This is a genomic window from Marinobacter sp. MBR-105, assembly GCF_053628895.1.
In genome coordinates, this window is the sequence record NZ_JBRJHG010000010.1 from 1 (window position 1) to 26,974 (window position 26,974).

General features: G+C 58.3%; 26 protein-coding genes. 19 read left to right on the plus strand and 7 right to left on the minus strand.

The genetic code is table 11. The features are described 5' to 3' along the window. The first annotated feature begins 75 nt into the window (after positions 1–75). The 6 genes from ltrA (at position 76) to ACSSVV_RS12570 (ending at position 3,688) form a co-directional block, all read left to right on the plus strand. Complete coding sequence (gene ltrA / locus ACSSVV_RS12545; RefSeq protein ID WP_454106335.1) at positions 76–1,401, plus strand: group II intron reverse transcriptase/maturase; 1,326 nt, start codon at positions 76–78, stop codon at positions 1,399–1,401. A 119-nt stretch (positions 1,402–1,520) separates the two neighbouring features. Continuing rightward, complete coding sequence (locus ACSSVV_RS12550) at positions 1,521–1,751, plus strand: hypothetical protein (RefSeq protein WP_022991391.1); 231 nt, start codon at positions 1,521–1,523, stop codon at positions 1,749–1,751. Positions 1,752–1,837: 86 nt separating this feature from the next. Continuing rightward, entirely contained in the window at positions 1,838–2,221 is a 384-nt protein-coding gene (locus tag ACSSVV_RS12555) for a hypothetical protein (RefSeq protein ID WP_022991390.1), read from the plus strand. A gap of 172 nt (positions 2,222–2,393) precedes the next feature. After that, entirely contained in the window at positions 2,394–2,804 is a 411-nt protein-coding gene (locus tag ACSSVV_RS12560) for a VOC family protein (RefSeq protein ID WP_022991389.1), read from the plus strand. Positions 2,805–2,898: 94 nt separating this feature from the next. Then, positions 2,899–3,231: a hypothetical protein gene (locus tag ACSSVV_RS12565; RefSeq protein ID WP_011787250.1), complete on the plus strand. Its 333-nt coding sequence runs from the start codon at positions 2,899–2,901 to the stop codon at positions 3,229–3,231. Between the two features lie 82 nt (positions 3,232–3,313). Next, complete coding sequence (locus ACSSVV_RS12570; protein ID WP_022991387.1) at positions 3,314–3,688, plus strand: nuclear transport factor 2 family protein; 375 nt, start codon at positions 3,314–3,316, stop codon at positions 3,686–3,688. A gap of 40 nt (positions 3,689–3,728) precedes the next feature. On the opposite strand, the gene ACSSVV_RS12575 is transcribed toward ACSSVV_RS12570, so the two are convergent. Next, positions 3,729–5,057, minus strand: coding sequence for a GGDEF domain-containing protein (locus ACSSVV_RS12575; protein WP_022991386.1), 1,329 nt, complete (start codon positions 5,055–5,057; stop codon positions 3,729–3,731). 48 nt (positions 5,058–5,105) lie between these two features. Here ACSSVV_RS12575 and ACSSVV_RS12580 point away from each other — a divergent pair, with 48 nt between their 5' ends. Continuing rightward, positions 5,106–5,513, plus strand: a complete 408-nt coding sequence (locus tag ACSSVV_RS12580; RefSeq protein ID WP_022991385.1) for a GFA family protein — start codon at positions 5,106–5,108, stop codon at positions 5,511–5,513. A gap of 211 nt (positions 5,514–5,724) precedes the next feature. Here the strand turns inward: ACSSVV_RS12580 and ACSSVV_RS12585 are convergent, their stop codons facing one another. Further along, positions 5,725–8,328: an EAL domain-containing protein gene (locus ACSSVV_RS12585; protein ID WP_454106336.1), complete on the minus strand. Its 2,604-nt coding sequence runs from the start codon at positions 8,326–8,328 to the stop codon at positions 5,725–5,727. A gap of 154 nt (positions 8,329–8,482) precedes the next feature. Beyond that, positions 8,483–9,289, minus strand: a complete 807-nt coding sequence (locus ACSSVV_RS12590; protein WP_011787245.1) for an enoyl-CoA hydratase-related protein — start codon at positions 9,287–9,289, stop codon at positions 8,483–8,485. Positions 9,290–9,485: 196 nt separating this feature from the next. Here ACSSVV_RS12590 and betI point away from each other — a divergent pair, with 196 nt between their 5' ends. From betI to ahpF, 6 genes are all read left to right on the plus strand, one after another. Then, positions 9,486–10,079: a transcriptional regulator BetI gene (gene betI / locus ACSSVV_RS12595; RefSeq protein WP_011787244.1), complete on the plus strand. Its 594-nt coding sequence runs from the start codon at positions 9,486–9,488 to the stop codon at positions 10,077–10,079. A gap of 62 nt (positions 10,080–10,141) precedes the next feature. After that, a complete protein-coding gene (gene betB / locus ACSSVV_RS12600; RefSeq protein ID WP_011787243.1) occupies positions 10,142–11,611 on the plus strand; it encodes a betaine-aldehyde dehydrogenase in 1,470 nt (489 codons plus the stop codon). A 27-nt stretch (positions 11,612–11,638) separates the two neighbouring features. Further along, on the plus strand, positions 11,639–13,324 hold the full coding sequence (gene betA / locus ACSSVV_RS12605; RefSeq protein ID WP_011787242.1) for a choline dehydrogenase: 1,686 nt from the start codon (positions 11,639–11,641) through the stop codon (positions 13,322–13,324). Positions 13,325–13,495: 171 nt separating this feature from the next. Beyond that, complete coding sequence (locus ACSSVV_RS12610) at positions 13,496–14,752, plus strand: BCCT family transporter (RefSeq protein WP_011787241.1); 1,257 nt, start codon at positions 13,496–13,498, stop codon at positions 14,750–14,752. Between the two features lie 196 nt (positions 14,753–14,948). Further along, a complete protein-coding gene (ahpC, locus tag ACSSVV_RS12615; protein WP_011787240.1) occupies positions 14,949–15,512 on the plus strand; it encodes an alkyl hydroperoxide reductase subunit C in 564 nt (187 codons plus the stop codon). Positions 15,513–15,734: 222 nt separating this feature from the next. Further along, positions 15,735–17,300 carry an alkyl hydroperoxide reductase subunit F gene (gene ahpF, locus ACSSVV_RS12620; protein WP_199451933.1) on the plus strand — a complete coding sequence of 522 codons (1,566 nt, stop codon included), beginning with the start codon at positions 15,735–15,737 and terminating at the stop codon, positions 17,298–17,300. 80 nt (positions 17,301–17,380) lie between these two features. Here the strand turns inward: ahpF and ACSSVV_RS12625 are convergent, their stop codons facing one another. After that, a complete protein-coding gene (locus ACSSVV_RS12625) occupies positions 17,381–18,052 on the minus strand; it encodes a transglutaminase-like domain-containing protein (protein WP_023008743.1) in 672 nt (223 codons plus the stop codon). Between the two features lie 187 nt (positions 18,053–18,239). Between ACSSVV_RS12625 and ACSSVV_RS12630 the strand changes: the two genes are divergently transcribed. Then, positions 18,240–19,406 carry an ABC transporter substrate-binding protein gene (locus ACSSVV_RS12630; RefSeq protein WP_454106337.1) on the plus strand — a complete coding sequence of 389 codons (1,167 nt, stop codon included), beginning with the start codon at positions 18,240–18,242 and terminating at the stop codon, positions 19,404–19,406. A 46-nt stretch (positions 19,407–19,452) separates the two neighbouring features. Here ACSSVV_RS12630 and ACSSVV_RS12635 read toward each other — a convergent pair whose 3' ends face one another. After that, complete coding sequence (locus ACSSVV_RS12635) at positions 19,453–20,478, minus strand: histone deacetylase family protein (protein WP_454106338.1); 1,026 nt, start codon at positions 20,476–20,478, stop codon at positions 19,453–19,455. 114 nt (positions 20,479–20,592) lie between these two features. Between ACSSVV_RS12635 and ACSSVV_RS12640 the strand changes: the two genes are divergently transcribed. From ACSSVV_RS12640 to ACSSVV_RS12650, 3 genes are all read left to right on the plus strand, one after another. Then, positions 20,593–21,165 carry a YgjV family protein gene (locus tag ACSSVV_RS12640; RefSeq protein WP_022991375.1) on the plus strand — a complete coding sequence of 191 codons (573 nt, stop codon included), beginning with the start codon at positions 20,593–20,595 and terminating at the stop codon, positions 21,163–21,165. Between the two features lie 78 nt (positions 21,166–21,243). Next, positions 21,244–21,534 (plus strand): encapsulin-associated ferritin-like protein, encoded by a 291-nt coding sequence (locus ACSSVV_RS12645; protein ID WP_011787234.1) that lies wholly within the window; start codon positions 21,244–21,246, stop codon positions 21,532–21,534. Positions 21,535–21,650: 116 nt separating this feature from the next. Continuing rightward, positions 21,651–23,177: a flavin-containing monooxygenase gene (locus ACSSVV_RS12650; RefSeq protein WP_454106339.1), complete on the plus strand. Its 1,527-nt coding sequence runs from the start codon at positions 21,651–21,653 to the stop codon at positions 23,175–23,177. Position 23,178: 1 nt separating this feature from the next. Here the strand turns inward: ACSSVV_RS12650 and ACSSVV_RS12655 are convergent, their stop codons facing one another. After that, positions 23,179–24,249, minus strand: coding sequence for an SDR family oxidoreductase (locus ACSSVV_RS12655; protein WP_022991373.1), 1,071 nt, complete (start codon positions 24,247–24,249; stop codon positions 23,179–23,181). Between the two features lie 79 nt (positions 24,250–24,328). On the opposite strand from ACSSVV_RS12655, the gene ACSSVV_RS12660 reads away from it, so the two are divergent. Both ACSSVV_RS12660 and ACSSVV_RS12665 read left to right on the plus strand, forming a co-directional pair. Beyond that, positions 24,329–24,697: a MerR family transcriptional regulator gene (locus ACSSVV_RS12660; RefSeq protein WP_014423070.1), complete on the plus strand. Its 369-nt coding sequence runs from the start codon at positions 24,329–24,331 to the stop codon at positions 24,695–24,697. Positions 24,698–24,791: 94 nt separating this feature from the next. Continuing rightward, positions 24,792–26,096 carry a hypothetical protein gene (locus tag ACSSVV_RS12665; RefSeq protein WP_022991372.1) on the plus strand — a complete coding sequence of 435 codons (1,305 nt, stop codon included), beginning with the start codon at positions 24,792–24,794 and terminating at the stop codon, positions 26,094–26,096. Here ACSSVV_RS12665 and ACSSVV_RS12670 read toward each other — a convergent pair. Next, positions 26,071–26,910 (minus strand): TlpA disulfide reductase family protein, encoded by an 840-nt coding sequence (locus ACSSVV_RS12670; protein ID WP_022991371.1) that lies wholly within the window; start codon positions 26,908–26,910, stop codon positions 26,071–26,073. The two genes, ACSSVV_RS12665 and ACSSVV_RS12670, sit on opposite strands and share 26 nt — an antisense overlap. Between the last annotated feature and the right edge of the window lie 64 nt (positions 26,911–26,974).

The following is a 26,974-nucleotide window of genomic DNA, read 5'->3' on the forward strand; positions in this document are numbered from 1 at the left end:
AGGGCATAGTAGGTTCGCCCGTGAACCGAAGGCCCGAACAGAGACAGGAGTCGAGAGTCCGTGCAGGGAAACGGGATGGCATCCGCAAAGCAGCTAGCGCTGCCCCTGGAGTCTCCAGGGGATGAACCCGTTGCCGGAAACCGGGAAGACTCGCACTCCGTTCAACCCTCACCGTGGATGGCGCGTGTGTTGAGCAGGGACAACCTCAATCGCGCCCTGAAACAGGTTCGACGTAACAAGGGAGCGCCGGGCATCGACGGCATGACCGTGGATGAGTTGCCGGATTATCTGCGCCAACACTGGCCCGAGATCCGGCAGCAACTGCTCCAGCAGACCTACCGACCCAAACCGGTCCGGCGGGTCACCATCCCCAAAGCCAACGGCGGTTTCCGCCCTCTGGGCATCCCGACGGTGCTGGACCGCTTTATCCAGCAAGCAATCGCTCAGGTGATCCAGCAGGACTGGGAACCCCGCTTCCATCCACACAGCTACGGTTTTCGCCCGGGGCGTTCTGCCCATCAGGCAGTCCGATACGTACAGCATTGTGCTCGGGAAGGCCGCAACTGGGTAGTGGATCTGGACCTGGAAGCTTTCTTCGATCGGGTAAACCATGATCGCCTGATGGCACGTTTGAAACGGCATACGCCGGACAGGCCGCTGTTCAGGCTGATCAACTGGTATCTGAAGGCAGGCGTTCAGATCGACAATCGCAAAGCCCCGACACCCGAGGGCGTGCCGCAAGGCGGACCACTGTCTCCGGTGTTGGCGAATGTGGTGCTGGATGAACTGGATTGGGAGCTGGAGCGGCGCAACCTGCGCTTCGCCCGCTACGCGGATGACTGCCAGATCTACGTGGGCAGTCGCCGTGCAGGAGAGCGGGTGATGGTGAGTCTGACGCGCTTTATCGAGGACTCGCTGAGGCTCACAGTGAATACACGAAAGAGCGCGGTAGACCGGCCCTGGAAGCGAAGCTTCCTGGGCTTCACCCTCAGCCGGAAAGGACAGCGATTGAAGGTGGCTGCCAAAGCCATCACTAAGTTGAAATCCCAGATCCGGATACTGAGCCGCCGAACACGGGGCCACTCACTGGCCCAGGTGATCGCAGATCTGAAAGAGACCCTGCTTGGTTGGAAAGCGTACTTCGACGCAGCCGAAGTGCTGAGCCCGCTGCGGGACCTGGACAAGTGGATAAGGCGGAGAATGAGAAGTTACGTGTGGAAGCAATGGGGCCGAAGGGGGTATCGTGAGCTGAGAAAGCGGGGTGTCCCGGTCAGATTGGCCTGGAACACCGCCAAATCGGCCCACGGCCCGTGGCGGTTGAGTCACTCGCCGGCCCTGCGGGAAGCCCTACCGGCCCGGTTGTTCCGGAGCTATGGGCTGCCGGAACTGGCAGTGCGGTAACGGGTTGAATCAAGTCACTGAATCGCCGTGGTACGTGATCCGTATGCCCGGTGATGTGGGAGGAGGGGCATCGTGAGGTGCCTCCCTATCCCGATTAAATTCAGGGAGGAGTCGCAAACATGGAGAAAGTTGTCACCGGCCTGTTTTTGGTGTATGCAGCGTTCCAGCCATCGCTGCAAACACTGGCAATCATCGCAGGCCTGGTCAGCGTTGTGTCCTTCATCGCTATTGCGTGGTCTGTCGGCGGGTACAATGAGTCTGTCCGTAAGGTTGTTATCGCAGACATTGTTGCCATCGTCGCGCTCATTGGTGCAGGGATTATCCGTGTCGTCAGCCGCAACTTAATTTAACCAGTCAATCAAGTTCGTTCCGGCCTGCTGCCTCCACCGGACGCCCCTGTCGGGCCGCTGAATATTGGTGTTATGAGTGATTTTCTATGAATGTGACAAGGAAGCCTGTTCATATATTTTTTATCGAGCACTTGCTGTATTCGGTGTATCTGTTCATTTGGCTGGTGTTGGCGGTTTTTGTCATACCAAAGTTGTTGGTCCGTTACGCCAGTGTCGTGCCGCCAGAGGTCGCAATTTGGGTTTTGCCAGCGTTCACGATGATCCCAATAGTTGCAGTTCTATATTTTTGGTTTCCTTATAGTGCGGTTCGGCTTTGGGTCGCTGCTGGTAATCACAATGATGGGATCGGGCAGTATGCGTGGCGTGTGTATGCTGCTGCTATCTTCGTAGTGTTCGGTTTTCTCGGGGTGATGACGGTGTTTTCTGCCGGCGATTTTTTTGAGCTCTTCCAGGCGCCCCACACGGGCTAAGCAGTGGGCATTCAATCATACAAGCCGCTCAATGGTGACGCTGCAGGCGGCGAACATTAGCGGAGCGTTATGTGCGCAAGATGGAACTGGCAAGGCCCCACTTCAGTAGACACCTTCTATAAATAGGGTAGCCCCTGACACGAAGGTGCTCGATGAACCACGGAGGTATTGTATGGAAATCAAGTGCATTTCAGGTTTTGCGTCCATAACCAAAGACCCTGCGGCAAGTGCGTCTCTGTATGAGGATGCGCTGGGCCTGCCGCTGGAGAAGATGGACGACTACCGTTTCATGGATAAATTCCCCGGAGCGAATCATTTCGGAATATGGCCCCTTTCTATGGCAGCTAACTCCTGTTTTGGCCAGGAGGAATGGCCCGACCATATTCCTGAGCCTACGGCTACCATTGAATTTGAGTTGGCGGATGCAGCGGCTGTAGAGGCGGCAGTGCAAGAGATGAAGGAATGGGGACAGGAATTCGTTCATGAAACCCGCACTGAACCCTGGGGGCAGACAGTGGCACGGTTTATGAGCCCCGAGGGTGTGTTGGTTGGCCTGAGTTATGCGCCATGGCTTCATGAATAAGCGCCAGACTGTAGCGTCCACGCGGAAGGCTATTCCGCTGATGCTCCAACGCCAACCGGTTACGCCGGATAATTTAAATGGTAGGGAAACTCGCATGATCAATAAGGCAGTTCTAATTCTTTTATTTCTACTATCAGGATCAGCTCTCGCTGAAGGAAAACCACCTGAGCTTTGGTCATGGTTTAAAGATCTGAACAAATCCAAAGAGGCTTGTGAGATACAAAGCTCGTATGCCCTGCAAGTCCTGGGTCTGGAGAATCAGGTTGAGAATGAATATGGAATATACGGGAACGTAAAGTCGAACCGTGTTGTGGTTAAATGTATAGAAATATCGCCTAATCAAAGCAAGCTCATGGTTGCGGTTGCCGGCTACAACAGGGATTCGGTTGAGCTTGTGAGAAATAAAATTATTGATTCAATTCAGTAGGATATAGCCTTTTCAGGGCTAGACATCGCGACGCCTGTGGCATTGAGGCTTCGCCTTCAGTTCTAAAGACAGGGATCAGTCCATGAACCAGGAAGCTTTGATAAAAGTACGAGAAAACTGGTACTCAGCGTTTTTCTCGGGTGACGTTGAGCACCTTGCTCGGGTCCAGGCAGACGGTTTCACCGTCACTACCGAGCGAGGTGTCCAGTCCAAGAAATCCCAGATCGACGCGATCTCCTCAGCCAAGCGCAATGGAAACTGGTTTCCCCAAGGCGGACAAAAACACGATACGGAGTTAACCATCCAGGACTCTGATGGCGGCGCCATAGTCACTGGTCAGGGGTACACAACTTCTGGTCAATCCCAAGGGCCGGTAGTCGCGTTCTCCGAGACCTGGGAGTGGGATGGTGCTGCTTGGCGGGTTGTCAGTCTGAGCTACAGCGCAGCCAGGAACTAAAATCAACAAGGCAGGCCGCAGCGGCCCTTACTCTTCGGGCCTATGGCTGCGCACTCAGCATCGGCCCCGATTGAACGTTCTGGCCTTCCGTTGCCAGATCGACAACGCGGTTACGTCCCTGTTTTTTGGCGGCGTACAGCGCGTTGTCCGCACGGTGCAGCACGGCACTCCACTCGCGGTCACTGGAATCGTAGTGAGCCACTCCGAAACTGGCCGAGAGCGTTAAACAGACATCATCACCAATCGTGATCTGAGTGTCTGCCGTTTTGGCTCTGAGTTTCTCCGCCACCTCTAACCCCTGCTCGGTGTCTTTACCAGGCAACAACAGAACAAATTCTTCGCCCCCGAAACGCGCCACCACGTCATGCTTTCGTATGTGCTCTTTGAGCGTATTGGCAAAGCGCCTCAATACCTCATCGCCTACATGATGGCCGTACTGATCATTCACTCTCTTAAAGTGATCCAGGTCGCACATGATAATGGCGAAAGGTGCACCTGAACGCTGCGCTCGGCTGAACTCAATGTCACAACATTCGTCGAATGCCCGCCTGTTGTAGAGCCCCGTTAAAGGATCAATTCTGGCGATTTCGGAGAGTTCATCCTGCAATTCACCGGAAGCCATCCATATCGTGCAGAAGGACGATAAAATAACCAAAAACTCTCCCGCAACAATCGCCAATGCACTAAGCCACCCGGCGTTCATGAAATCTTCAGGCGGTACTTCGTAAAACGACCGAAAAAACCGGAAAATAAAGAATGCGCTCACCAGCAAAAACATGGCGATGAGCATTTTGCCGGCCATACGGTTATGGCTTTCGCGATGTCGTAAAAATCCGGTGGCACCAATCAGGCAGGCAGCTGCAAAAACAATAGAGAAGGCCTGAATGCGCAGGTTCACATCTGGAATATGAAAGGTATAAACGTACATTAAAGCCGCCAGCACCAGCACCAGTGCGGTGCTCAGCCAGCGTTCATGGCGCAGAGAGATACCGCGAAAACGAAACAGCCCTCTGTATATCAACACTACTCCTATAATGATTGCGGTATTGGCAAGCACTATGGAAGCAAAATCGTAAATAAAATGGCGCAGGCCAAGCAGCACACAGCCGCCGCCGATCAGAAAATATCCTGCGCCCATGGTTCGGATTCCGGAGAACTTGGTATGTTCTCTGGAATAAGCAAACATACCAAGACCGAACACCAGGCTGAACAGCATTAATGTCAGGCTCAGGGTGCGAAAATCAAGCTGAATAGCCATGGGCTTTCCTGTAAAAAATGGCAGCGGCGCCTGCGCTCCACTGAGGCCCATTGTAGCGGTTAAGCCTGCGCCATGCAGCCAGTTGGTGGTGCCTTTGCCGAAGCTTTGCATGCACGCGAACACCGGTTGTTACCTCGAATACTGAAGGGAGGGAATGCGATGACGGATTATGTTGGCTCTTGCCTGTGTGGCGCCGTGAAGTTCGAGGTGCACGGAGACTTCGACAGCTTTTACCTGTGTCATTGCCGGTATTGCCAGAAGGACACCGGGTCTGCCCATGCGGCAAACCTGTTCTCCCAGTCGGCCCGGCTGGTCTGGCTGGCGGGTGAGGAGGCGGTGGCCTCCTATACGCTCCCGGGCACCCGGCACCAGAAGTGCTTTTGCCGAACCTGTGGTTCGGCTGTGCCCAACACCCATATTCCAGGTTTTCTGGTAGTGCCCGCCGGGTGTCTGGACTCGGAGCTCTCCCGGGTGCCTACCGCGCATCTTTTCACGTCGAGCCGGGCAGCCTGGGATCACGCGCTGGGCGATGTGCCGGAGTTCTCCGGTTTGCCGAAGGCGACTTGACGTAGGCTATAGTGCTGAAGGACGGCGGATGATGATCACGGTTTTGCTGAAGGGGCTGGTGGTCTGGGGCGGTATTCTGGTGCTGGCCTGGCTGGTGCTCATTTCATCGAAGATCCGGACCAGTTCAGGATAAGCCGGAATACGTGCAGTCCAATTTCGTGCGCGGCTATACCCGTACGAATGTCCGGCTGGGCAAGCGGGATGCGGCTGGTTAATCCGACCAGCTCGCGTTGCGACTTTCTTCAGGCTGCCGTTGTTTTTCCAGCCAGTCGACGGTGTCTGTCAGCGATTGCGGGCGGCACAGGCAGAAGCCTTGCAACAGGTCCGCGCCCATGGCTTTCAGGCGGGCGGCGTCCTGGCCGCTCTCCACGCCTTCGGCCACTACCTGATAGCCCAGGGTGTGGCCCATGGTGATGGCGGTCTCGACAATCACCCGGGCGCTGTCACTGGCCTGGATGTCGTGTACCAGGGTACGGTCGAGCTTGAGTTCCGAGGCGGGGATTTGCTTCAGGTACGACAGTGAGGAATAGCCGGCTCCGAAATCGTCGATGGAGATGCGCAGGCCCAGGGCGGACAGTCTGCCCAGTGCCTCCAGCCCTTTCTCAGGGTCGTCCATGGCGGCCGTTTCGGTGAGTTCTACGGTGATATGGCCAGCGTCCAGACCATACCGGTTCAGACACTGGGCGAACTGTTCTTCCAGCCCGGCCGAGAGCAGATCCCGCGCCGACACATTGATGGCCATCCCCAGGCCTGGCTGTATCTTCTGCAGGGTACGGAGATCGCTCAGGGCCTGGTCGATGACCCAGTGAGTGAGCTGCGTGATCACCCCGGTTTTCTCTGCCAGCGGAATGAAATCAATCGGAGGTACCCAGCCACGCTCCGGGTGCTGCCAGCGGATAAGGGCTTCAAAGCCGATAATCTGTCCGCTGCGGAGATCCATTTTGGGTTGATAGTGGAGTTCGGTGGTGCCGTTGGTCAGGGCTTCCTTGAGGTCCGACATCAGGGTAAGCCGGCGCTCATCGTAGATATCGTTGCTGCGTGAGTAAAAGCCGGTTTCAAAGGGGCCGTGGGGCGCCATTTCCATACCGACATGGGCGTTGCGGATCAGTTCACTGGCTTTGCGGCCGTGCTCGGGATAACTGGCGGCCCCAAATCGTGGGTGCGGTTCAATGGCCAGGTGGTCCAGCAGTACCGGCTCGGCCAGTTGTTTGAGGGCCTGGTCCAGGGGCAGGAAATTGTCGCCAGCCCGTTCCACGTCGACCAACAGGCCAAAGCTGTCGCCGGAGAGCTGGTATACCCGTTCCACACGGCCCTGTTGGTCGACACTGGTGTGTAGCATGGGGAGCTGTTTGGCCAGTGCGGACATATGCTCGGCGATGGACCGTAACAGCCGCTCACTGCGCTCCAGGCCCAGGGTGCGGTTGATGTCTTTCAGGCGGGTAATACGGGCGACGCCGACCATGTAGCGGCGCTCCGGGTGGGCCCGAAGCTCTTCATCGATCATCCATTCAAACCGGTTCCGGTTGGGCAGGCCGGTAACCGGGTCGTGGCTCATGACGTCGTTCAGGCGGTCCTGGGCTTCGCTGTGGGCTTTTTCCTGTCGCAGGCTGTCGGCCTGGGCCCGGATTTTCTGTTCCCGCTCCCGGTACAGTCGGTCGGCCAGGGCCAGCGTGAGAATGAACGCTTCCAGCCCGGAGCCAATCTGCATGGCGTATTCGGTAAAGAACGTTTCCGGAAACAGCCCCAGTGCGCGCCCGGAGGTGGCGAGCACGCCAATGGTTAATGGGGTCCAGGCAAGGGTAAAGAATATGCCGGCGCGTACGCCGGCGGCCCAGGCAATCGGGCCGGCGACCAGCAGCAGGGAAAAGAACACCAGCGCAGACACCGAAGCGAGCTGGATCCCGGTGTTGTAACTCATGAAAGGAACCGACACAAAATAGCTGATTTCAAACACCAGCATGGCAATGAGCGCCTTCCGTAACCGGGGGCTGTGCTGTCGCACCTTCAGGAATTCCATGCAGAACAGAATGGAAAACATGGCCAGGAATGGCATGGACAACATCAGTACATGGGCATGCAGGTCGGGCGCGTTGGGATAAAGGTGCTGGAATGAAAACCCGCGGATGGACGCAAAAAACGCCAGGTAGCCGAAAATGGCGAGCGCATAGAACAGGTAGAGTTTTTCCCGGAGCGTCAGGAAGACCGCCAGGTTGATCAGAATGATGACGGACAGGCAGCCGTAGTAGAAAAAATGCAGCTTCTGTTCATCAGCGACCGACTCGAAAAACTCGTGTTCGCGCCAGATGGTCAGGGGCAGCACCATGGTCCCCTGGGTGGCCACCCGAATCATCAGCGTGGCGGTCCCACCAGGCTCCAGCGCAAAGCGCAACAGGTTGTTGGGGTGGTTTACATCCCTGGGGTAAAAGGGCCGGGTATCGCCGGTTTCCAGTGTCCGTGTGACGGTGCGGCCATCCAGCAGATAAAACCGGACATCGTCCAGCTGGGAGTAGCCGAGTTCTGCCACCAGGTTGAGCCGGGTGTCGGCCGCATTTTCGACAGGGATTCGGAGCCAGTATGCGGAGGAGGTAATGCCCAGGGTGGCTTTGCCATCCGGCTGGCGGCTCCAGCGGGCGTCTGGCAGTGCCAGCACGTCCTGGAGGGAGGCGGACGCATCAGGATCTTCCCAGTACTGGAACTGGCTGTCAATGGGTTGTTCGGCGCTGATGACAACGGTTGGCGAATTGGCATAGGCGGCTTGGCTGCACAGAACGAGCAGTGTAACCAGGACCGTGCGACATGCGTGTTGCAGGTTCACCAAAAGCCGACCTCGCTAGCCAACTCTGACATTGTTTATTGTTATGTCTACCCCGTCAGTCTAGCAATGCTGGGCCGCGAGGGAAGCCCACGTGCGGTTTTAATGTAGCAAAATGTGTCATATTGCTAAGTAATTGATGCGTCTTGCGGTTTTACTACTTCTTCCGGCTAAGCGCCTCCAGCATGCGGTTCACGGCTTCCAGGTGCTCCGGCTCATTGTGGCTCATGCCCTGGAAGCAGGCGCAGATATCCAGGAAATCCCGCAGTTCCGTGCGTTGGGCCATTTTCATCAGGCGCTTGGTCAGCCGGGTGGCCTTGGCGGGCTGCTGGGCGATACTGCGGGCAAGTGTCATGGCCGCGTCCATTAGCTGATCGGCAGGCACCACGTCCATCACGATACCAAGCTGTTTGGCTTCGTTGGCGTCGATCACGCGGCCGGTAAGCGTCAGCTCAAACGCTTTCTGGTAGCCGATCAGGCGTTGAAGGAACCAGGCCCCGCCGTCACCGGGAATGATGCCCAGGTTCAGGAAGGTTTCGCCAAACTTCGCGTTGTCTGCGGCCAGGCGAAGATCCGCCATGTTGGCCAGATCAAATCCTGCGCCGATGGCCGGGCCGTTCACCGCCGCAATCACCGGCACTTCCACGGCGTCCAGTGCCAGGGGGATGCGCTGGATGCCCTTTCGGTAGCGCTCGGCGCATTCCGCCGGGTCGCCTGCGAAGTCCCCGCCCCGTTCCGCCATATCGCGAATATTACCCCCGGCACTGAAGGCCGAGCCTGCACCGGTGATCACCAGCACGGATACCTCCTCGCAGCTGTTCACCCACTCGGCGGTGGCAACAATATCGTCGATCAGATGGGAGCCGGTGAGCGCGTTGCGCAGGTCGTGGCGGTTCATGGTGAGCGTGGCCACTCGGTTTTCCAGAGTCAGCAGGGCATCGGTGAGTTGGGGCAGGGTACTCATAGTGGCTCCTTGTTGTTCGCGGTTGTCCCGATTGTGTCCTGACTGGCCGGCGGTTACCAGCAACCTTTGGTGGAAGACGCATCCAGTGTAATGAGGTGATGTGGTGGTTTTCTGATCAAATTTGAAATCCCTGTCACGTTTCTGTAGCCTTTAATTTAATTGAACGTTCAATTAATAAAGATTGGATGGAAAGCCCATGCCGAAAGTCGGAATGAAAGACACCCGCCGCCAGCAACTGATCGACGCCACCATGGAGTCCATCGCTGAACTGGGGATGCAGAACACCACGATCGTGAGCATCAGCAAGCGGGCGGGAATGTCGTCCGGCATCATCAGCCACTATTTCGGGGGCAAGCAGGGGCTGATTGAGGCCGCCTTGCGCTACCTGCTGGACCAGTTAGGCAAGGAGCTGCGGGAGCGCATGGCGAAAACTGATCGCTCCCCGGCTCAGCGGCTGGACTGCATCATCGAGTCCAACTTTTCCGAGTTCCAGCGTTCGGCGCTGGCGGCGAAAACCTGGCTCAGCTTCTGGGCCCGCTCGATGCACGAGCCAGGGCTGAAGCGTTTGCAGCAGATCAACAACGCCCGGCTGTACAGCAACCTGCGTTATTCCTTCGCGCAAGTGCTGCCGCAGGCCGAGGCGACAGCCGCGGCCCGGCAAACGGCGGCGATGATCGACGGGTTCTGGTTGCGCAGCGCCCTGAGCCTGGACCCGGCCGAGAGCTTTGAAGCCGGCGAGCGGCTGTGCAAGCAGTTTGTCCACGAGACACTGGCCCGGGCTGGCGTCTGAGCCAATTTGAATTCCATGGCCCACAAGGCCTGAAGACACCGAACAGAGGTTACCAACGCGCTATGTCTGCATCTCTTCCTGTGGTTCAGAATTTTGTCCACGGCCGGTTTCTGGCCAACAGCACCGGCGAGACCTTCCCGGTGGTGAATCCGGCCACGGGCCAGGTGATCTATGAAGTGGAAGTGGCGGATGAGTCTGTGCAACAGGCCGCCATCGAGAGCGCCCGCGCCGGTTTTGCCCAGTGGGCCGCCACACCGGCCATTGAGCGCAGCCGTATTCTGCTGAAAGCGGTGGCCTTGCTCCGCGAGCGCAACGACGAGCTGGCGGCAGTGGAAGTGCGTGACACCGGTAAACCTTGGCAGGAAGCGGAAGCTGTGGATGTGGTGACCGGCGCCGATGCCATTGAGTTCTTTGCCGGCCTGGCGCCGTCCATCGAAGGTAACCAGCAGGATCTGGGTGGCGATTTCTACTACACCCGCCGGGAGCCGCTGGGCATCTGCGCCGGTATCGGCGCCTGGAACTATCCGATCCAGATCGCCTGCTGGAAGTCGGCCCCGGCCCTGGCCTGCGGCAACGCCATGATCTTCAAGCCATCCGAAGAAACCCCCATGGGCGCAGTGAAGCTGGCGGAAATCTTTATCGAAGCCGGTGTGCCGGCGGGCGTGTTCAACGTGGTGCAGGGCGCTGCCGAAGTGGGCCAGTGGCTGACCCATCACCCGGAGATTGCCAAGGTGTCGTTCACCGGCGAGGTGGGCACCGGCAAGAAGGTGATGGCCGCCGCCGCGTCGTCGCTGAAAGACGTGACCATGGAACTGGGTGGCAAGTCGCCGCTGATCATTTTCGACGACGCGGACCTGGAGAACGCCATCTCCGCCGCCATGGTGGGTAATTTCTACACCCAAGGCGAGATCTGCACCAACGGTACCCGGGTGTTTGTGCACGAGGACCTCTACCCGCGCTTTATCGAGCGCCTGCTGGAGCGCACACGCAAGAACATCAAGGCCGGTGACCCGATGAACCCGGACACCAACTTCGGCGCGCTGATCTCCAAAAAGCATCAGGAACTGGTGTTGGGTTACATCAGCAAAGGGCTGGCCGAAGGCGCCACGCTCAGCCACGGCGGACGGGCCTTTGAGCCGGAGGATTCTCAGGGCGGCTATTTCGTGGAACCGACCATTTTCACCGACTGCACCGACGACATGACCATCGTGAAGGAAGAGATCTTCGGGCCGGTGATGTCTGTGCTCACCTTCCGCGACGAAGACGAGGTGATTGCCCGTGCCAACAATACCGATACCGGACTTGCCGCGGGTGTGTTCACCAATGATATCCGCCGGGCACACCGGGTGATTCACCAGATCCAGGCCGGCATCTGCTGGATCAACAGCTACGGTGCCTCCCCGGCGGAAATGCCGGTGGGTGGCTACAAACTCTCCGGTATCGGTCGTGAGAACGGGCGCGAGACCATTGCGCACTACACCCGGATCAAGTCGGTGTATGTGGGCATGGAAGACATCGACGCCCCGTTTTAACCCTGCAGGCCACAGAGGAGAACGCGTATGAAAGAAAACCAATACGACTACATCATTGTGGGTGCGGGCTCAGCCGGTTGTGTGCTGGCTAACCGTCTGACCGAGGACAGTGAAAACCGGGTGCTGCTGCTGGAAACCGGTGGCAGTGACAAGAGCATCTTCATCCAGATGCCCACCGCGCTATCCATTCCCATGAACACCAAAAAGTACGCCTGGCAGTTCGAGACCGAGCCGGAGCCGTATCTGGACAATCGCCGCATGCATTGCCCCCGGGGCAAGGTGCTGGGTGGTTCGTCATCCATCAATGGCATGGTGTATGTCCGTGGCCATGCCCGGGATTTCGACGAGTGGCAGTCTGAAGGTGCCGACGGCTGGAACTACCGTAACGTGCTGCCCTATTTCAAGAAGGCGGAAACCTGGGCCTTCGGCGGCGATGCCTACCGGGGGAATTCCGGCCCCCTGGGTGTGAACAACGGCAATAACATGCGCAACCCGCTGTATACAGCGTTCATCCGGGCCGGCGTCGATGCCGGTTATCTGGAGACCGATGATTACAACGGTGCCCGCCAGGAAGGTTTTGGCGCCATGCACATGACCGTGAAGAACGGTCGCCGCTGGTCCACCGCCAACGCCTACCTTCGCCCGGCCATGGCGCGGCCGAATCTGACGGTGGTCACCCATGCCCTGGTGCATAAGGTCCTTCTGGAGGGCAAAACCGCCACCGGCGTGCGCTATGAGCAGGGCGGCCAGGTGCATGAGGCCAAAGCCGCCAAGGAAGTGATTCTGTCGGCCGGTTCTATTGGCTCGCCACATTTGTTGCAGCTTTCGGGTATTGGCAAGCGCGAAGTGCTGGAGCAGGCCGGTATTGAGGTGAAGCATGAGCTGCCGGGCGTGGGTGAGAACCTGCAGGATCACCTGGAGTTCTACTTCCAGTTCCGCTGCCAGAAGCCGGTCTCCCTGAATGGCAAACTGGACTGGTGGAACAAGCTCAAGATCGGGGTGCGCTGGATTCTGCGCAAGGATGGCCTGGGGGCCACCAACCATTTCGAGTCCTGTGGTTTTATCCGCTCCAAGGCCGGCGTTGAATGGCCGGACCTGCAATACCATTTCCTGCCGGCGGCCATGCGCTACGACGGCCGCGAAGCCTTTGATGGCGACGGTTTCCAGCTCCACATTGGTCATAACAAGCCGAAGAGCCGGGGTTTTGTGCATGTGCAGTCTGCCGACCCCAAACAGGCCCCGCGCATCCGTTTCAACTACCTGGAACACGAGGCCGACCGCGAAGGCTTCCGCGACTGCGTGCGCCTGACCCGGGAGATCATCAACCAGCCGGCCATGGACGAGTACCGCGGAGCAGAAATCCAGCCCGGTGTGGATGTGCAGAGCGATGAGCAGATCGATGCCTTCGTGCGCCAGGCGGTGGAGAGCGCTTATCACCCGTCCTGTTCCTGCAAGATGGGCACTGATGCGCTGGCGGTGGTAGACCCGGAAACCCGCGTGCGCGGTATCCAGAATCTGCGGGTGGTGGATTCGTCCATCTTCCCGACCATACCCAATGGCAACCTGAACGCGCCCACCATCATGGTGGCCGAGCGGGCAGCCGACCTTATCCGGGGCAGGGAGCCCCTGCAACCTTCGGACGCGCCGGTCTTCATGGATGACCAATGGCAGGCGCGCCAACGTCCGGGACAAGCGAAACGGTCGCTGGCCTAGCGACCGCAGTCCCGGCCCGGGTACGCAAGGTGCCCGGGTAGCAAGCCCTCAGGATTTCCCTATCAGCGCGACGGCATCCCGCCGTTTTCGGGCGACTGATAGGCAAGTCCTGGGTTTGTGTCCGATTCGAAAGAAGCAGCGCTTACAAAGTAGAGGAGGAACACCCATGCTGTGCACTACAATGACAAGGAACAACCGGAGGGAGATCGCATGACACTCTGGTTATCCACAGGCCTGATCTTTACCTTCGCCGCCATCGCCCTGATTCTGTATCGGTGGTGGGACATGCAGTGCATCGGCGTTACGCCGGTTCGCACGCTGACCTTCATTGCCATCCTGTTCACCTCCGGTCTGGACGTGGGGCTGATCATGTTCCCGCTTACCGAGTTCGGTGGTTACGGCAATGTCTCTGAAAACCCGGAATACGCCTTTGCCAACCCGCTGGCCATCGAGTTCGGGTTCTGGGCCTTTCTGATCTGGGGCTTCTATTTCCTGACCTGCTTCTACTTCGCCATCATTGAGCCGCGAGTGAAGTTCTTCGAGATCCCGATGGTGAAGCTGGTCAACAACGTGGTGATTATCGGCACCTGCGCGTTCACCGCTTACCTGCTGCTGGTGAATCTGCCCTGGTATCTGCCGCAACTGGGCGATGGTGAATCGGTGGTGCCGGCGTTCTACCTCATCGTGTTCCTGTCCATTGCGCTGGCGGTGTATTCCAGCTCCAAGGTCAAATACATCCGTATTCTGAGTGTTGGTTCCAGTGTGCTGTTCATTACCCTGATTGCGGGTATGTGGTTCCGGGCATTTGTTATGGGTAAAGGCTCGCCGGCAGATTTCTTTGGCACCGCCGGCATGCTCGGTGAGTACTTTGCCAACATCCATCACTTTGTCCTGCCCATCAACGACTACCACGAGTTCTACCTGTTCTGGTGGTTTGCCTGGAGCATCATGATTGGTCAGTTCACCGCGCGTTTCGTGAGTGGGATCAAAACCTGGCAGTTGCTGATTGCCATGCTGGTCGTGCCGTCCGTTGCCATTGGTGTGTGGTTCAGCGTGCTCTATTACTATCACGCGGAGGGGCTGAAGATTGCCGCCTTCACCAACATCGCCATGATCTCGGTGGGGGTGTTGATGGTCATCAACTCCCTGGATTCCCTGATCCGGCTCTACACCGATAACCTGAACCTGACGGCGCAACGCCTGGGGCGGGTGAATTATGTGCTCTTCAACCTGGTGGCCATGGTCGGGCTGACCATGTTGTTCAAGCTGGATTTCCTGCGGATTCAGTGGGTGGGTGCGCTGGTCATTGCACTCTACTTTGGTTGCTTTGGTTATATACTGCTCAGGAAACGTTCAGAGGTGGCTGCCATCCAAACGTCACCAAAAGAAAATATTCTGGACTTCCGCAAGATTGAACTTGCAGGTTAAGGCCCCATATCAATGGCAGGTGGCTGAAGGCCCGGAAGGCTTTTGGCCGCCATGTTTAGCCGAAGTTGATGGCTGTATATAGGCTATGCCTATGCTGAGATTGGAAATAATCAATTTTCACTCAGATGGTCAAACCCGTATCTTGTGCATCGTTTCCAAACCATCAGTTAAATGAACCGACAGGAGTTATTCTGAGATGGGTATCGTTAACAGCGAAATCAAACCGTTCAACGCCACCGCATTCAAGCAGGGCGAGTTCGTAGAAATTTCTGAAGCCGACGTTAAAGGCAAGTGGGCCATCTTCTTCTTCTACCCGGCCGACTTCACCTTCGTGTGCCCGACCGAGCTGGGCGACGTGGCTGACAAGTACGAAGAGCTGCAGAAGCTGGGCGTAGAAGTGTTCTCTGTATCTACTGATACTCACTTCACCCACAAAGCATGGCACGACACTTCCGAGACCATCGGTAAGATCAACTACTACATGGTTGGCGATCAGACTGGCACCATCACCAACAACTTCGGTGTTATGCGTGAAGGCCAGGGCCTGGCAGACCGCGCTACCTTCCTGATCGATCCGGACGGTATCATCCAGGCTGTTGAAATCACTGCCGAAGGCATCGGCCGTGACGCCGACGACCTGCTGCGCAAGGTTAAAGCCGCCCAGTACGTTCGCAACCATCCTGGCGAAGTTTGCCCGGCCAAGTGGAAAGAAGGCGAAGAAACTCTGGCTCCGTCTCTGGACCTGGTTGGCAAGATCTAAGTTTCCCCGATTCGGTGAAACTTACAGAAAGGCCCGCACTGCGGGCCTTTTTTGTATCTACCAATCGTTACGACTGAATTTTATAGGTATGGCCTATCAGAAGGTTTGGGTCAATCAATTTGAGCAACGAACCGTCTGGCCGTATCTTAATCATAACTTCAGATAACGATTCATTATTGAATTCAGAAACTTAGTTTCACGACATAAAGGGGAATACCAAACATGTTGGATGCCAATATCAAAGGACAGTTGAAGGCCTATATGGAAAAGCTGCAGCAGCCGATTGAGCTGGTGGCAGCCTATGACGACAGCAAGAAGTCCGAGGAGCTCAAGCAGCTGCTGGAAGAAATCGAGCCGATGTCCGAGAAGATCAGCCTGCGGACCGAGGAATCGACTGAGGTGCGTCGTCCGTCCTTCGCCATCAATCGTGTAGGCACCGACATTGGCGTTCGCTTTGCCGGTATTCCCATGGGCCACGAATTTACTTCGCTGGTGCTGGCCCTGCTGCAGGTGGGTGGCCATCCATCCAAGGCGTCTCAGGAAGTGATCCAGCAGGTTCAGGAGCTGGAAGGTGAGTTCGAGTTTGAAACCTACTTCTCGCTGTCCTGCCAGAACTGCCCGGACGTGGTTCAGGCCCTGAACCTGATGAGCGTGCTGAACCCGAACATCAAGCACACCTCCATTGACGGTGCCCTGTTCCAGGACGAAGTTGAGCAGCGTGAAGTGATGGCGGTACCCAGTGTTTACCTGAATGGCCAGCCCTGGGGCCAGGGCCGGATGACGCTGGAAGAGATTGCGGCCAGGCTGGACACCAACTCGGCTGAAAAAGAAGCTCGTAAGATCAACCAGAAAGACGCGTTTGACGTTCTGGTGATCGGTGGTGGCCCGGCAGGCTCTGCTGCGGCTATCTATGCCGCACGAAAGGGCATTGCGACCGGTATCGCGGCTGAGCGTTTTGGTGGCCAGGTGGCCGACACCATGGGCATCGAAAACCTGATTTCCGTGCCTTACACCGAAGGCCCGAAACTGGTGGCGGCCATGGAGCAGCACGTCAACGAATACGAAGTCGACATCATGAACATGCAGCGTGCCGAGAAGCTGATTCCGGCCGAGCAGACCGGAGGCCTGCACGAGGTACGCCTGGCCAACGGCGGCTCTCTGAAAGCTCGCACGGTGATTCTGTCCACCGGCGCCCGCTGGCGCCAGATGGGTGTGCCGGGTGAGGAAGAGTATCGCAACAAGGGCGTGGCCTACTGCCCGCACTGCGACGGCCCGCTGTTCAAAGGCAAGCGCGTAGCGGTGATTGGCGGTGGTAACTCCGGCGTGGAAGCGGCCATCGACCTGGCAGGTATTGTCGGCCACGTGACGCTGATCGAGTTTGGCGAGCAGATGCGTGCCGATGAAGTGCTGCAGAAGAAACTGCGTAGCCTGAACAACGTGAAGATCATTACGTCTGGCCAGACCACGGAAGTGGTGGGTACCGATGGTAAGGTCAGCGGCCTGAACTACACCGACCGTACCACCGGTGAGTCGCATCACGTTGAGCTGGAAGGCGTGTTTGTTCAGATCGGCCTGGTGCCGAACACCGAGTGGCTGAAAGGCGACATCGAACTGAGCCAGCACGGCGAGATCATCGTAAATGATCGTAACGAGACTTCGATCCCGGGTGTGTTCGCGGCAGGCGATGCCACCACCGTGCCCTACAAGCAGATCGTGATCTCTATGGGTGAAGGTTCCAAGGCTGCCCTGAGCGCCTTCGACTTCCTGATCCGTAACTCTGCTGAGTAAGCTGTTCACACAAGCCTGAATTCAGGCTGACCCCTGAAACCGGCGCCCACGGGAAGTGGGCTGCCGGTTTTTTTATGGCTTCAGGAACGGTCCGAGATGTCCTGTTCCAGGCTGCCCGTCATGGTTTGGGGCTGGCCATCCGCTTCAAACAGGTGGCCATAGGCCCGGCGAACGCCGTCAACGATGAAATCGAAGGGCACATCGTCGAACACGCCGTGATCATTGATGTATTCCATATGCGCCTGGCCGTCTTCCGTAAATTCCTGGAAGACCGAGTCGTTCACCCCATCAAACGGCAGGGGCTCTACCTTCATCAGCTCGCATAACTGTCGGTTGAAGGCCGGTGTGGCCTTCACCCAGCGACCATTGAGATACAGCTCGATAAAGCCGTGCATGCGGAAAATGTCGGAACGCAGCCACTCAATCAGCTTCGGGCTGGAAAGATGGTTACGTACATCCGCCAGGCCCAGCCGGCTGGGAATGCCGATGGAGCGGGCTGCGGCACCCAGCAGCACGGCTTTGGGAATGCAGTAGGTTTCGCCCGATTCCAGCGCGTAACTGGCCGAGAGCGTGCGTGGCTCGGTTCTGAACACGTAGGGGTTGTACTGGATGCTGTCGCGCACCGCCAGATACAGCGCCTTGATCTGTGCCACCGGCTCGTCCGATACGCCGGCCAGGTGCTGCTGGACCCAGGCCTCGACGGCGGGATGGTCGTAGTCGAAGAAGGGGGTGGCTCTCAGGTAGTTTTCCATTCCGGGCATCCAGAGTTTGCGCATGGTTGGCTGATGATCTCCCGATTAGCAAGCTACAGGCAATGACATTTTCCACCAATCCGGGTGACCAGAGGCACCGGGTTCGATCATCTGGGCAGAGGTCGATGCGGATACCGTATTGTTCGTTATACTGACCGGCAAGATTTGCCGACGGCTAAGGAGCTGCATGGTTTTACGTGTTGTACTGATGATCAGCCTGTTTCTGGGCACCGTTGGTCGGGTGGCGGATGCGGATACGCTCCCAAACCCGAGTGCGTCGGACACGCTCCCGAATGTCGTGTTCCTGTCACCGGATACCTCCCGTTTCTGGCACATGGTTGCAGGATTCATGGAGCAGGTGGCTGCGGACCTGGAGGTTGAGTTTGACGTCCTGTTCGATGAGGAGCGGCATCGGCTCAGTTATCTGAAGCTGGTCCAGCAAGTTCTCAGTCGGGAGGAGAAACCCGATTACCTGATCATCATGTGGAAGGAGCAGGTAACTGCTCAGATCCTGGATTATGCGCGCCGGCAAAGCGTTAAGGTGTTCTCGTTTAACACTGCGGTGCCAGAGGCCGCGCGAGAGAAGGTGGGTTCCGCGCCCAGAGAAAAACTGGAGAACTGGATTGGCCATCTGGGGGTCGATAATGTCTCCGGTGGTCAAATACTGGCCAGGATGCTCGACCAGCGCGCACGGGCGCTCAACCTGGTCAGGTCTGATGAGCCGGTGCCTGTTGTTGCACTGACTGGCACCCTGGATTCCTCTGCGGCTCGTGATCGCAGTCTCGGGCTGCTTGAAGCGACGGATGGTGCAGGCTCTGAACTGTTGCAGTCCGTTCGTGCCGACTGGAGCGAGCAGGAGGCGAGAGACAAGACATCGGTGCTGTTGCGGCGGTATCCGAATACGGCTGCAATCTGGAGCGCCAGCGACGGCATGGCGTTCGGGGCCATGGATGCTGCCCGGCGCGCGGGCTTACGCACTGGCAATGACTTGGTAGTGGGTGGCATTGACTGGGAGCCGGAAGCGCTTGCGGCGATTCGCGCGGGCGATCTGTATGTCAGTCTTGGCCGGCATTTCATGGGTGGAGGGCTGGCGTTGCTGCTGGTGCACGACTATCACCGGGGATACGATTTTGCAGATAGCGGGCAATCGGCCTCGATGCACTACCAGTTTCAGGCAGCGACTGCCGACAACGTGGACGACATCGCCCACATGCTTGCGCCGGAAAACTGGAAAGCTGTCGATTTCCGGGCTTTCAGTCGGGTGTTCAATTCACAGCTCCGCGAGGTGCCTGTGAGTGCCGAGCGATTAATGGACAGTTTTTCGGCGGCGTTGATGCAGCAGGGCGGCAGATAGCGCACCGGAGGAAGGGGCTCCCTCCGGTCGCCAGTATTACTCAGGATTATCCCTCAAAGCCCTGCATGACATTGACCGCATTTACGCCAATGGCGTCCACATCGTAGCCGCCTTCCATGGTAAACACGGTGGGTAAACCCAGCTGCGCCAAGCGCTGCCCCAGGCTGAGGTAGTCTTCCGAGGCCAGCTTGAAGAACGAGATGGGGTCGTGCTCGAAGGTGTCCACGCCCAGCGCCACCACCAGGGCATCGGGCTTGAACACTTCAATGCGCTCGCAAGCGGTTTCCAGGCCCTGGCTCCAGGTGCTGTAGGGCGTTCCCGGTGGATAGACGATGTTCAGATTGTAGCCTTCGCCGGTGCCTTCCCCCAGCTCGTCTTCAAACCCGAGGAAGTGCGGGAACACCAGATCCGGGTCGCCGTGCAGGCTGATAGTGAGGACATCGGCCCGGTCATAGAAAATGGCCTGGGTGCCATTGCCGTGATGGAAATCCACATCCAGGATAGCAACCTTGCCGTAGCCCTGGTCCCGGAACGCCTGAGCCACGATAGCTGCGTTGTTGAAGAAGCAGTAGCCGCCGAACAGGTCGGCGTGGGCGTGGTGCCCGGGTGGTCGGCACAGGGCAAAGGCAGCGCGCTCACCATCGGCCACCAGTTTCTGGGCGGTCAGGGCCACGTTGGCGGAAGCGCGGGCGGCTTCCCAGGTGCCCTCCGAGATCGAGGTTTCGGCGGCAAAGCTGTAATAGCCCAGGCGGCCATCAATGTCCTTGGGAATCCGGTGGCGCATGCCCCGGCCTGCCCACACCGCGGGAATGGCTTCGCCGGGCTTGCCCGCAGCCAGCCAGTCCTGCCAGCAGGTCTCCAGAAAGGCCACGTAATCCGGTGTGTGCACGCGCTGGATCGGCGCCAGCCCGAATTCTTCCGGCTCCAGAATCTCGCCCAGGGCCTGGTCTTTCACCCGGGCCAGGATGGTCTCGGCCCTTGAAGGTTTTTCATGGGGTTCGATCAGCAGGCCGCCATCCAGTTCGGTGCGCACATGGCGCCGGCTGTGCAACGGGGAGAAGACGGTTTTCATAGGGCGCGAATCCTTGATATCAATGTGGGAGCACTCTGGCACAGGTTTGTGCATGGCTCAAACCCGGTAAGTGTGGCAGGCTGGGGTGCAGCATCGGGAGAGGGGATTACCGCTATGACAGAACTGGTTGCCGGGCTTACGCTCAGCCAGGGGCTGGGGCAGCTGTGTGGGTTGGTGGCCCTGGGGTTCTGTATTGCCGGTTTTGCCAACAAGAACGACGACCGCCTGCTGGTCCTGCTGATTTCGGCCAATGTGGCCTTCGCCCTGATGTTCGCGTTCTTTCAGAGCTGGACGGCGGCGGCCCTGACGGTACTGGTGATCCTGCGCATCGCCCTGGCGCGCCGGTACCAGGGCAACGGGTTGATCATGGCGGCTATGCTGGTGGTCAATCTGCTGGTGGCCTGGGCAACCTGGACGTCTGCTACCGATGTGTTTCCCCTCACCGCCGCCGTTCTCGGCACTGTGGGCATGTTCATGCTCCGGGGTATTCCCCTGCGTATTGTTCTGGGTCTGGCGGCGCTGGCCTGGATGCTCAATAACCTGGTGATCGGATCCGTCGGCGGTACCCTGGCTGAGGGTATGGTGCTGGTTACCAACATCATTACCATCATCCGCCTGTACCGGCTGCAGAAACAATATCCCGGGCTTGATCTGCAGGCGCCAAGGTCGGGAGAAGAGCGCGGGTAAGTTTGTCGTCGTCGCTGGCTTTGGCTATGGTCTAAGGGTGCCAACGGGCACCTCGTAACCGCCAATCAGGAGTGATGCATGGCAAACGACAGTTATCATGAGCCGGTAGGTGAACTGACAGACGACACCCGTGATATGCACCGGGCCGTCAGTTCGCTGATGGAAGAGTTTGAAGCCGTTGACTGGTACAACCAGCGGGTGGATGCCTGCAAGGATCCGGAACTCAAAGCGATTCTTGAACACAATCGCGACGAGGAGAAAGAACACGCGGCCATGGTGCTTGAGTGGATTCGGCGGAAGGACCCGACCATGGACAAGTACCTTCGGGAATTCCTGTTCAAAGAGGGGCCAATCGGTCACCACGACTGACTCAAACAGCCATATCCTGAGCGCAGATTGGCCAATTCCCGGAGCTGTCGGCCTGCGCTATCGTGATTCTCTACACGTGATTACAAGAAACGGATCGGATTCCGAGAGGGCAGGATATGGCTAAACAGCATTATGATGTATTGATCATTGGCGCCGGAGTATCCGGCATTGGCATGGCCTGTCACCTGAAACGGGAATGCCCCGGCAAGCGTTTCGCCATACTGGAGCGCCGCCAGTCCCTTGGTGGCACCTGGGATCTGTTCCGTTACCCGGGTATCCGCTCGGATTCCGACATGTTCACCTTTGGTTATAACTTCCGGCCCTGGACCGGCGGCAAGGTGCTGGCCGATGGCGCGTCGATCAAAAACTACGTGGCGGAAACCGCGAAAGAGAACGATGTCGAGCGCCACATTCGTTACGGCGTGGCCGTGAAGACTGCGGACTGGTCCAGCACCGACAAATGCTGGACTCTGACCGCTGAGAACGAGCAGACCGGCGATCAGGAAACCTACACCGCCAGCTTTTTGGTGGGCTGCACCGGTTACTACAATTATGACCAGGGCTACAAACCGGATTTCCCGGGCGAAGCGGACTTCAAAGGGCAGATCGTCCATCCCCAGCACTGGCCGGAGAATCTGGATTACTCGGGCAAGAAGGTGGTGGTGATTGGCAGCGGTGCCACGGCAATTACCCTGGTGCCCACTATGGCAGAGAAGGCCGCACACGTTACCATGCTGCAGCGTTCGCCTACCTATCTGATGCCGTTGCCGTCAACCGATAAAGTCACCCTGGCGCTGCAGAAAGTGCTGCCGGAAAAGACGACCTACCGGTTAACCCGCGCCCGCAACATTTCGATTTCCCGGCTGCTCTATGAGCGTTCGCGCAAGAGCCCGAAAGCCATGCGCCGGCTCTTTCTGTCGGTGATCAAACGGCAGCTCAAAGGCAAGGCCGACATGCGTCACTTCAGCCCGGACTACAACCCCTGGGACCAGCGCCTGTGCGTGGTGAAAGATGGCGACCTGTTTGAGGCCATTAAAGCCGGCACCGCCTCCATCAAGACCGATCATATCGAACGCTTCACCAAAACCGGCATTCGCCTGAAGTCCGGTGAAGAGCTGGAAGCCGACATCATCATTCCGGCTACCGGCCTGGACATCCAGATGCTGGGCGGCATCACGCCCCGGGTGGATGGCCAGGAGGTGGCGCTCAAGGACAAGGTGATCTACAAGAATGTGATGGTGGAAGGCGTACCCAACGCGGGCATGATCTTTGGCTACACCAACATTTCCTGGACCCTGAAAGCCGATATTGCCAGTGAGTACCTGTGCCGGCTGATCAATCACATGGATCGTAACGGCCATCAGGTGGCCGTGGCACGAGATACCGAGAACAGTAAAGGAGACGATACCATTCTCGGTTCCCTCGACGCGGGTTACATCAAGCGGGCAGAAGACCGGTTGCCGCGTCAGGGCACCCACGGCCCGTGGAAAGCCTCCCAGAACTATCTGCAGGATGTGAAGATCCTGCGTTTCGATCCCATTGAAGACGGCTATCTTGAGTTTGATGGCCAACCCAGTCGCGCGAGCGAAGGCCGTTCATCTGGTTTCCTTCGCCCGCTTCGCTCGGCGCTTTTCGGGGCCTGACTCAGGCCCCGATCGTTACCGCTCCTCCGCCGACACCGAGACGTTGGCAGTAGTGTCGGCAGCTTGCTTCCAGGTACTCAGCGAACGGCGGTAATTGCACGTTCTGCTGCGCCAGAAACTGCTCTGTGCGGGAGGTGTCGAAACGGCAGGTCTGAATAAACGCCAGGGACTCCGGGGCCACCTTCAGCAGCCCGGGCAAGCCAGGTATGGCCAGCAGAGCTTTCATCACGCCGATAGGAAGATGCCTGCGGGGGCCCGGCTTGCCCAGGAGTTGCGCCGCAGCCTGTAACAGCCCCGCCAGGTTGGGCGTGTTCTGGTCCAGCGCCAACAGCGTATCGGGTACGTGAGTGGCCGTGCAGGCCGCTGCAATTAGTTGCGCCAGGCTATCCACCGGAATCAATGGCAACCAGTGCTCTTGCGACCCCGGAATCATGGCCAGTCGCCCGTGGTAGAGGTTGTCGAGCAAGCTGTACAGCGGTTGGGCCGGGTCCAGGTCCCCCGTTGATCCGTGGCCCGCCACCGTCGCTGGCTGTACTTCGACCGCATTCAGCCCGTGCCTTGCCACGAATTCCCGCAAGCGGAATGCGGATTCCAGTTTGCTGGCCTCATAGCCACCGGCTTGCCGGTACACCTGGCTCCAGTCGGTCTGCTCCGGGTGACTCAGTTGAATGCCCTGGCGTGACAGGTGTGCCTCGTTGGCGAGCATGAACCCTGTGATAAACACCAGCCGGCAGTCCAGGTGGCGGGCCAGTTCCGCCACCCGAAGACTGCCGGTAACGTTGGTGTGACGGGCCTCGTGCTCGGGCAGGTTCCAGGCGAACCGGGCGGCCAGATGCACGATGCATTCGATGCGGTCCGGTAAGGTGACCAGTCCCAGATCCGGCTTTTCCAGATCGCCTTCCAGTGCGGAAAACCGCTCCATGGCGACGCCCTGCTGTTCGAGAAAGCCGGTGAGCTGGGTCAGGCTGGACTTGGAGCGGGTCAGTGCCTTCACGTCATGCCCCTGCTGCAAAAGGGTGAGGCAAAGATATTTACCAATAAAACCGGTGGCGCCGGTGATCAGGATGGTCATGGTGCGTTCCTTGTTCATTGAGTCGAACGCAGCCTAAAGTATGGAGTATGCTCGAAGGTCAACAGGGAGAGTGCTTGGCATGAGGATATCGGAACTGGAACGGCGCACCGGGATAACCCGGGATACCCTGCGCTACTACGAAAAACAGGGTCTGATCCGGGAGGTGGGCCGCAGCGGAAACAACTATCGGGACTACCCGGAGCAGGCCGTCGCGCGTGTTGCGATGGTGCGGCAACTCAAGAGCCTGGGTTTTTCGCTGAACGAAATCCGTGAGTTGCTGGATGCGGTTCGCTCGGACCGGATTGATTGCCTGCAGGGTGCGGCGGTGATGGCCCGTAAGAGGACCCTGGTGGATGCCCGGATTCGTGAGCTGAAGGCCGTCAGTAAGTTGTTGAAGCAGGAGCAGGCCCGCCTGGAAGCCAGTGCCAGGGAGCACGGGCTGGTTTGATGGCCATCCTCATAATTGCTGATGGCGCGGTAAAAGTAGCTTCCTTAACATAGACGATCTATTCGGGTTCCTTTGATCTTTCCGGGAAACGGTCTTGCTGCCACTTCGCTCCGCGTTAGCCTACGTTGCCTTACTCTCTGCCATTCTGGCGAGCCTGCCGGGTATGACCTATCTGGGGGCTGCCGCCGCGGGTGCGACCGTCTTGCTGGGCTGGCAGGACATGCGCAACGTGCCCCGGGTGGTGTTTGTCGTGGCGCTGGTTATGCTGGTTTTTGCCCTGGGCTATGACCCGGAGCTGATTGAGACCGCATCCGGCAACATGACCCGGCTGGCCGGCCTGATGCTGGCGGTGATGTTGCTGTCGAATGTGCTGGCCCGCACCGAGGACCTGCAACAGATTTCCGTCAGTCTGTTTGGTGGTAAGCCGCTGGCCCGATACCTCAGCCTCGCGTTCGGCACTTCGCTGGTGTCTGTTCCCCTGAACTTTGGTTCGGTGGCGGTGGTGGGCAGCCTGGTGGGCGAGCGTATTCGTCGCAATGGCGATTCCGAATCTACCCGCAATGCCACCCGGGCTGTTTTGCGAGGGTTTGGTGTCGCCCCCATGTTTTCGCCCCTGTCCATTTCGGTGGTGCTGACCCTGACGCTGTTGCCGCAGGTGAGTCTGCTTTCGCTGTTGTTACTGGCGGTACCGTTTTCCGTGCTGATGGTGCTGGCGGGGCTGCACTGGCGAGAACCGGAACCGTTGCAAAGCACAGAACGGAGCGTTAACCGTGCCGGCGCGGGTAGTTGGTTGCGGTTTGGTGGGTTGATTCTGGCGATCTGCGTGGGGGTACTCTGGCTCAGCCACCGGTTCGGGTTGAGTTATGCCCATGCGGTGGCCTTGAGCTGTCTGGCAGCCGTGCTCTTGTACCGGATTCTGGGTTGGTTAAAGCGGGAAAATCCGCCCCTGGCCAGCATGGCCAATGTAAGCAATGAGCTGGCCATTGTTGGTGGTTCGGCGTTTATCGGGGCGGTGCTCAGTGGCGTGGTACTGGGCCAGATCAGCGGTCAGCCGGAATTACCGGTGTGGCTCTGGGCGCTGCTGGCGGCCGGTGTACCCTGGGTGTTTTTTTCTGCCGGACTGGCGGGTATGAACCCGATTATTATTGCTACCCTCATTGGCGGTATTCTGGGTTCGCTGTGGCCGGGCGCAGCTCAGCTCGGCCTGGCCATCGCCATGGTTACTGGCTGGGGTATTACCGCCTTCGGCACGCCCTTTGCGGCCAATGCTTTAATTATGGAACGGCTGACCGGATACCGGACAAGGGATGCCTCGTTTCGCTGGAGCCTGGCGTTGTCGCTGTCGGGTCTTTGCGCCGCCAGTCTTCTGAGCTTCAGTCTGACCCTGTGGCTGGCCTGAAGTAAGCCGGGTCGAAGCGCTCGAGGCTTCGGGCCAGGCTGGCGCGGGACAGTTCGCCCATATGGGTATCCACCAGGTGGCCCTCGGCGTTGTAGAACAGGGTGGTGGGCAAGCCGTGGCTGCCAACTACCCGGCCAAACCGGTTCTGCCTGTCGCTCAGTACGTGGCTCAGGTTCAGGTTCTGTGCCATCAGGAACTTGCGGATGGTTTCCGGATGTTCGCCCTGATTGGCGAACACAAAGTTCACGTTCGGGTAGCGTTGCTGGGCTTCTTCCAGCACCGGCATCTCGCGGATACATGGTGGGCACCAGGTGGCCCAGAGATTGACCACCGTGGGCTTGTCACCGGCCAGGCTGGCCAGGTCTACCGGGCGTTCGTTCAGATCGGTCAGGGCCACTTCCGGCAGGCCCTGGGTTTGCTGGTTGATCAGCGCAATAATGCCAGACATACCGCCCCAGATGATGAGGCCAGCCGCGACCGCTGAGCCCAGCGCCCGGCGTATGGCCGCCCGTTTCCACATCAGGTAACCGGTGAAGGCCAACGCAGCAATCAGGCCGGTCACCAGGTCGAACCCGCCGTCGCGGATGTCGATCATGCCCAGCCAGTCGCCCTGATACTCGCTGAAGTAGCGCACCACAAAACCGATGCGGGCACTGACCATGGCCACCAGAAAGATATCGGCCAGGGTACCGGCCACCGGCGTTTTCTCTTTCCGGCCGATCAGGGCGCCAACCACCAGGGCAACCACGAAGGCCAGAACGAGAAGCAGGTGTCCGATGGACAGGCTGAGGGGGCCGATGCCTACGCTGAGCATGGAATCTCCGGAAATCGGTGAGTTTTTAGTAGCATACGGCGGCTAATGACCGCCGGGCCCTGTC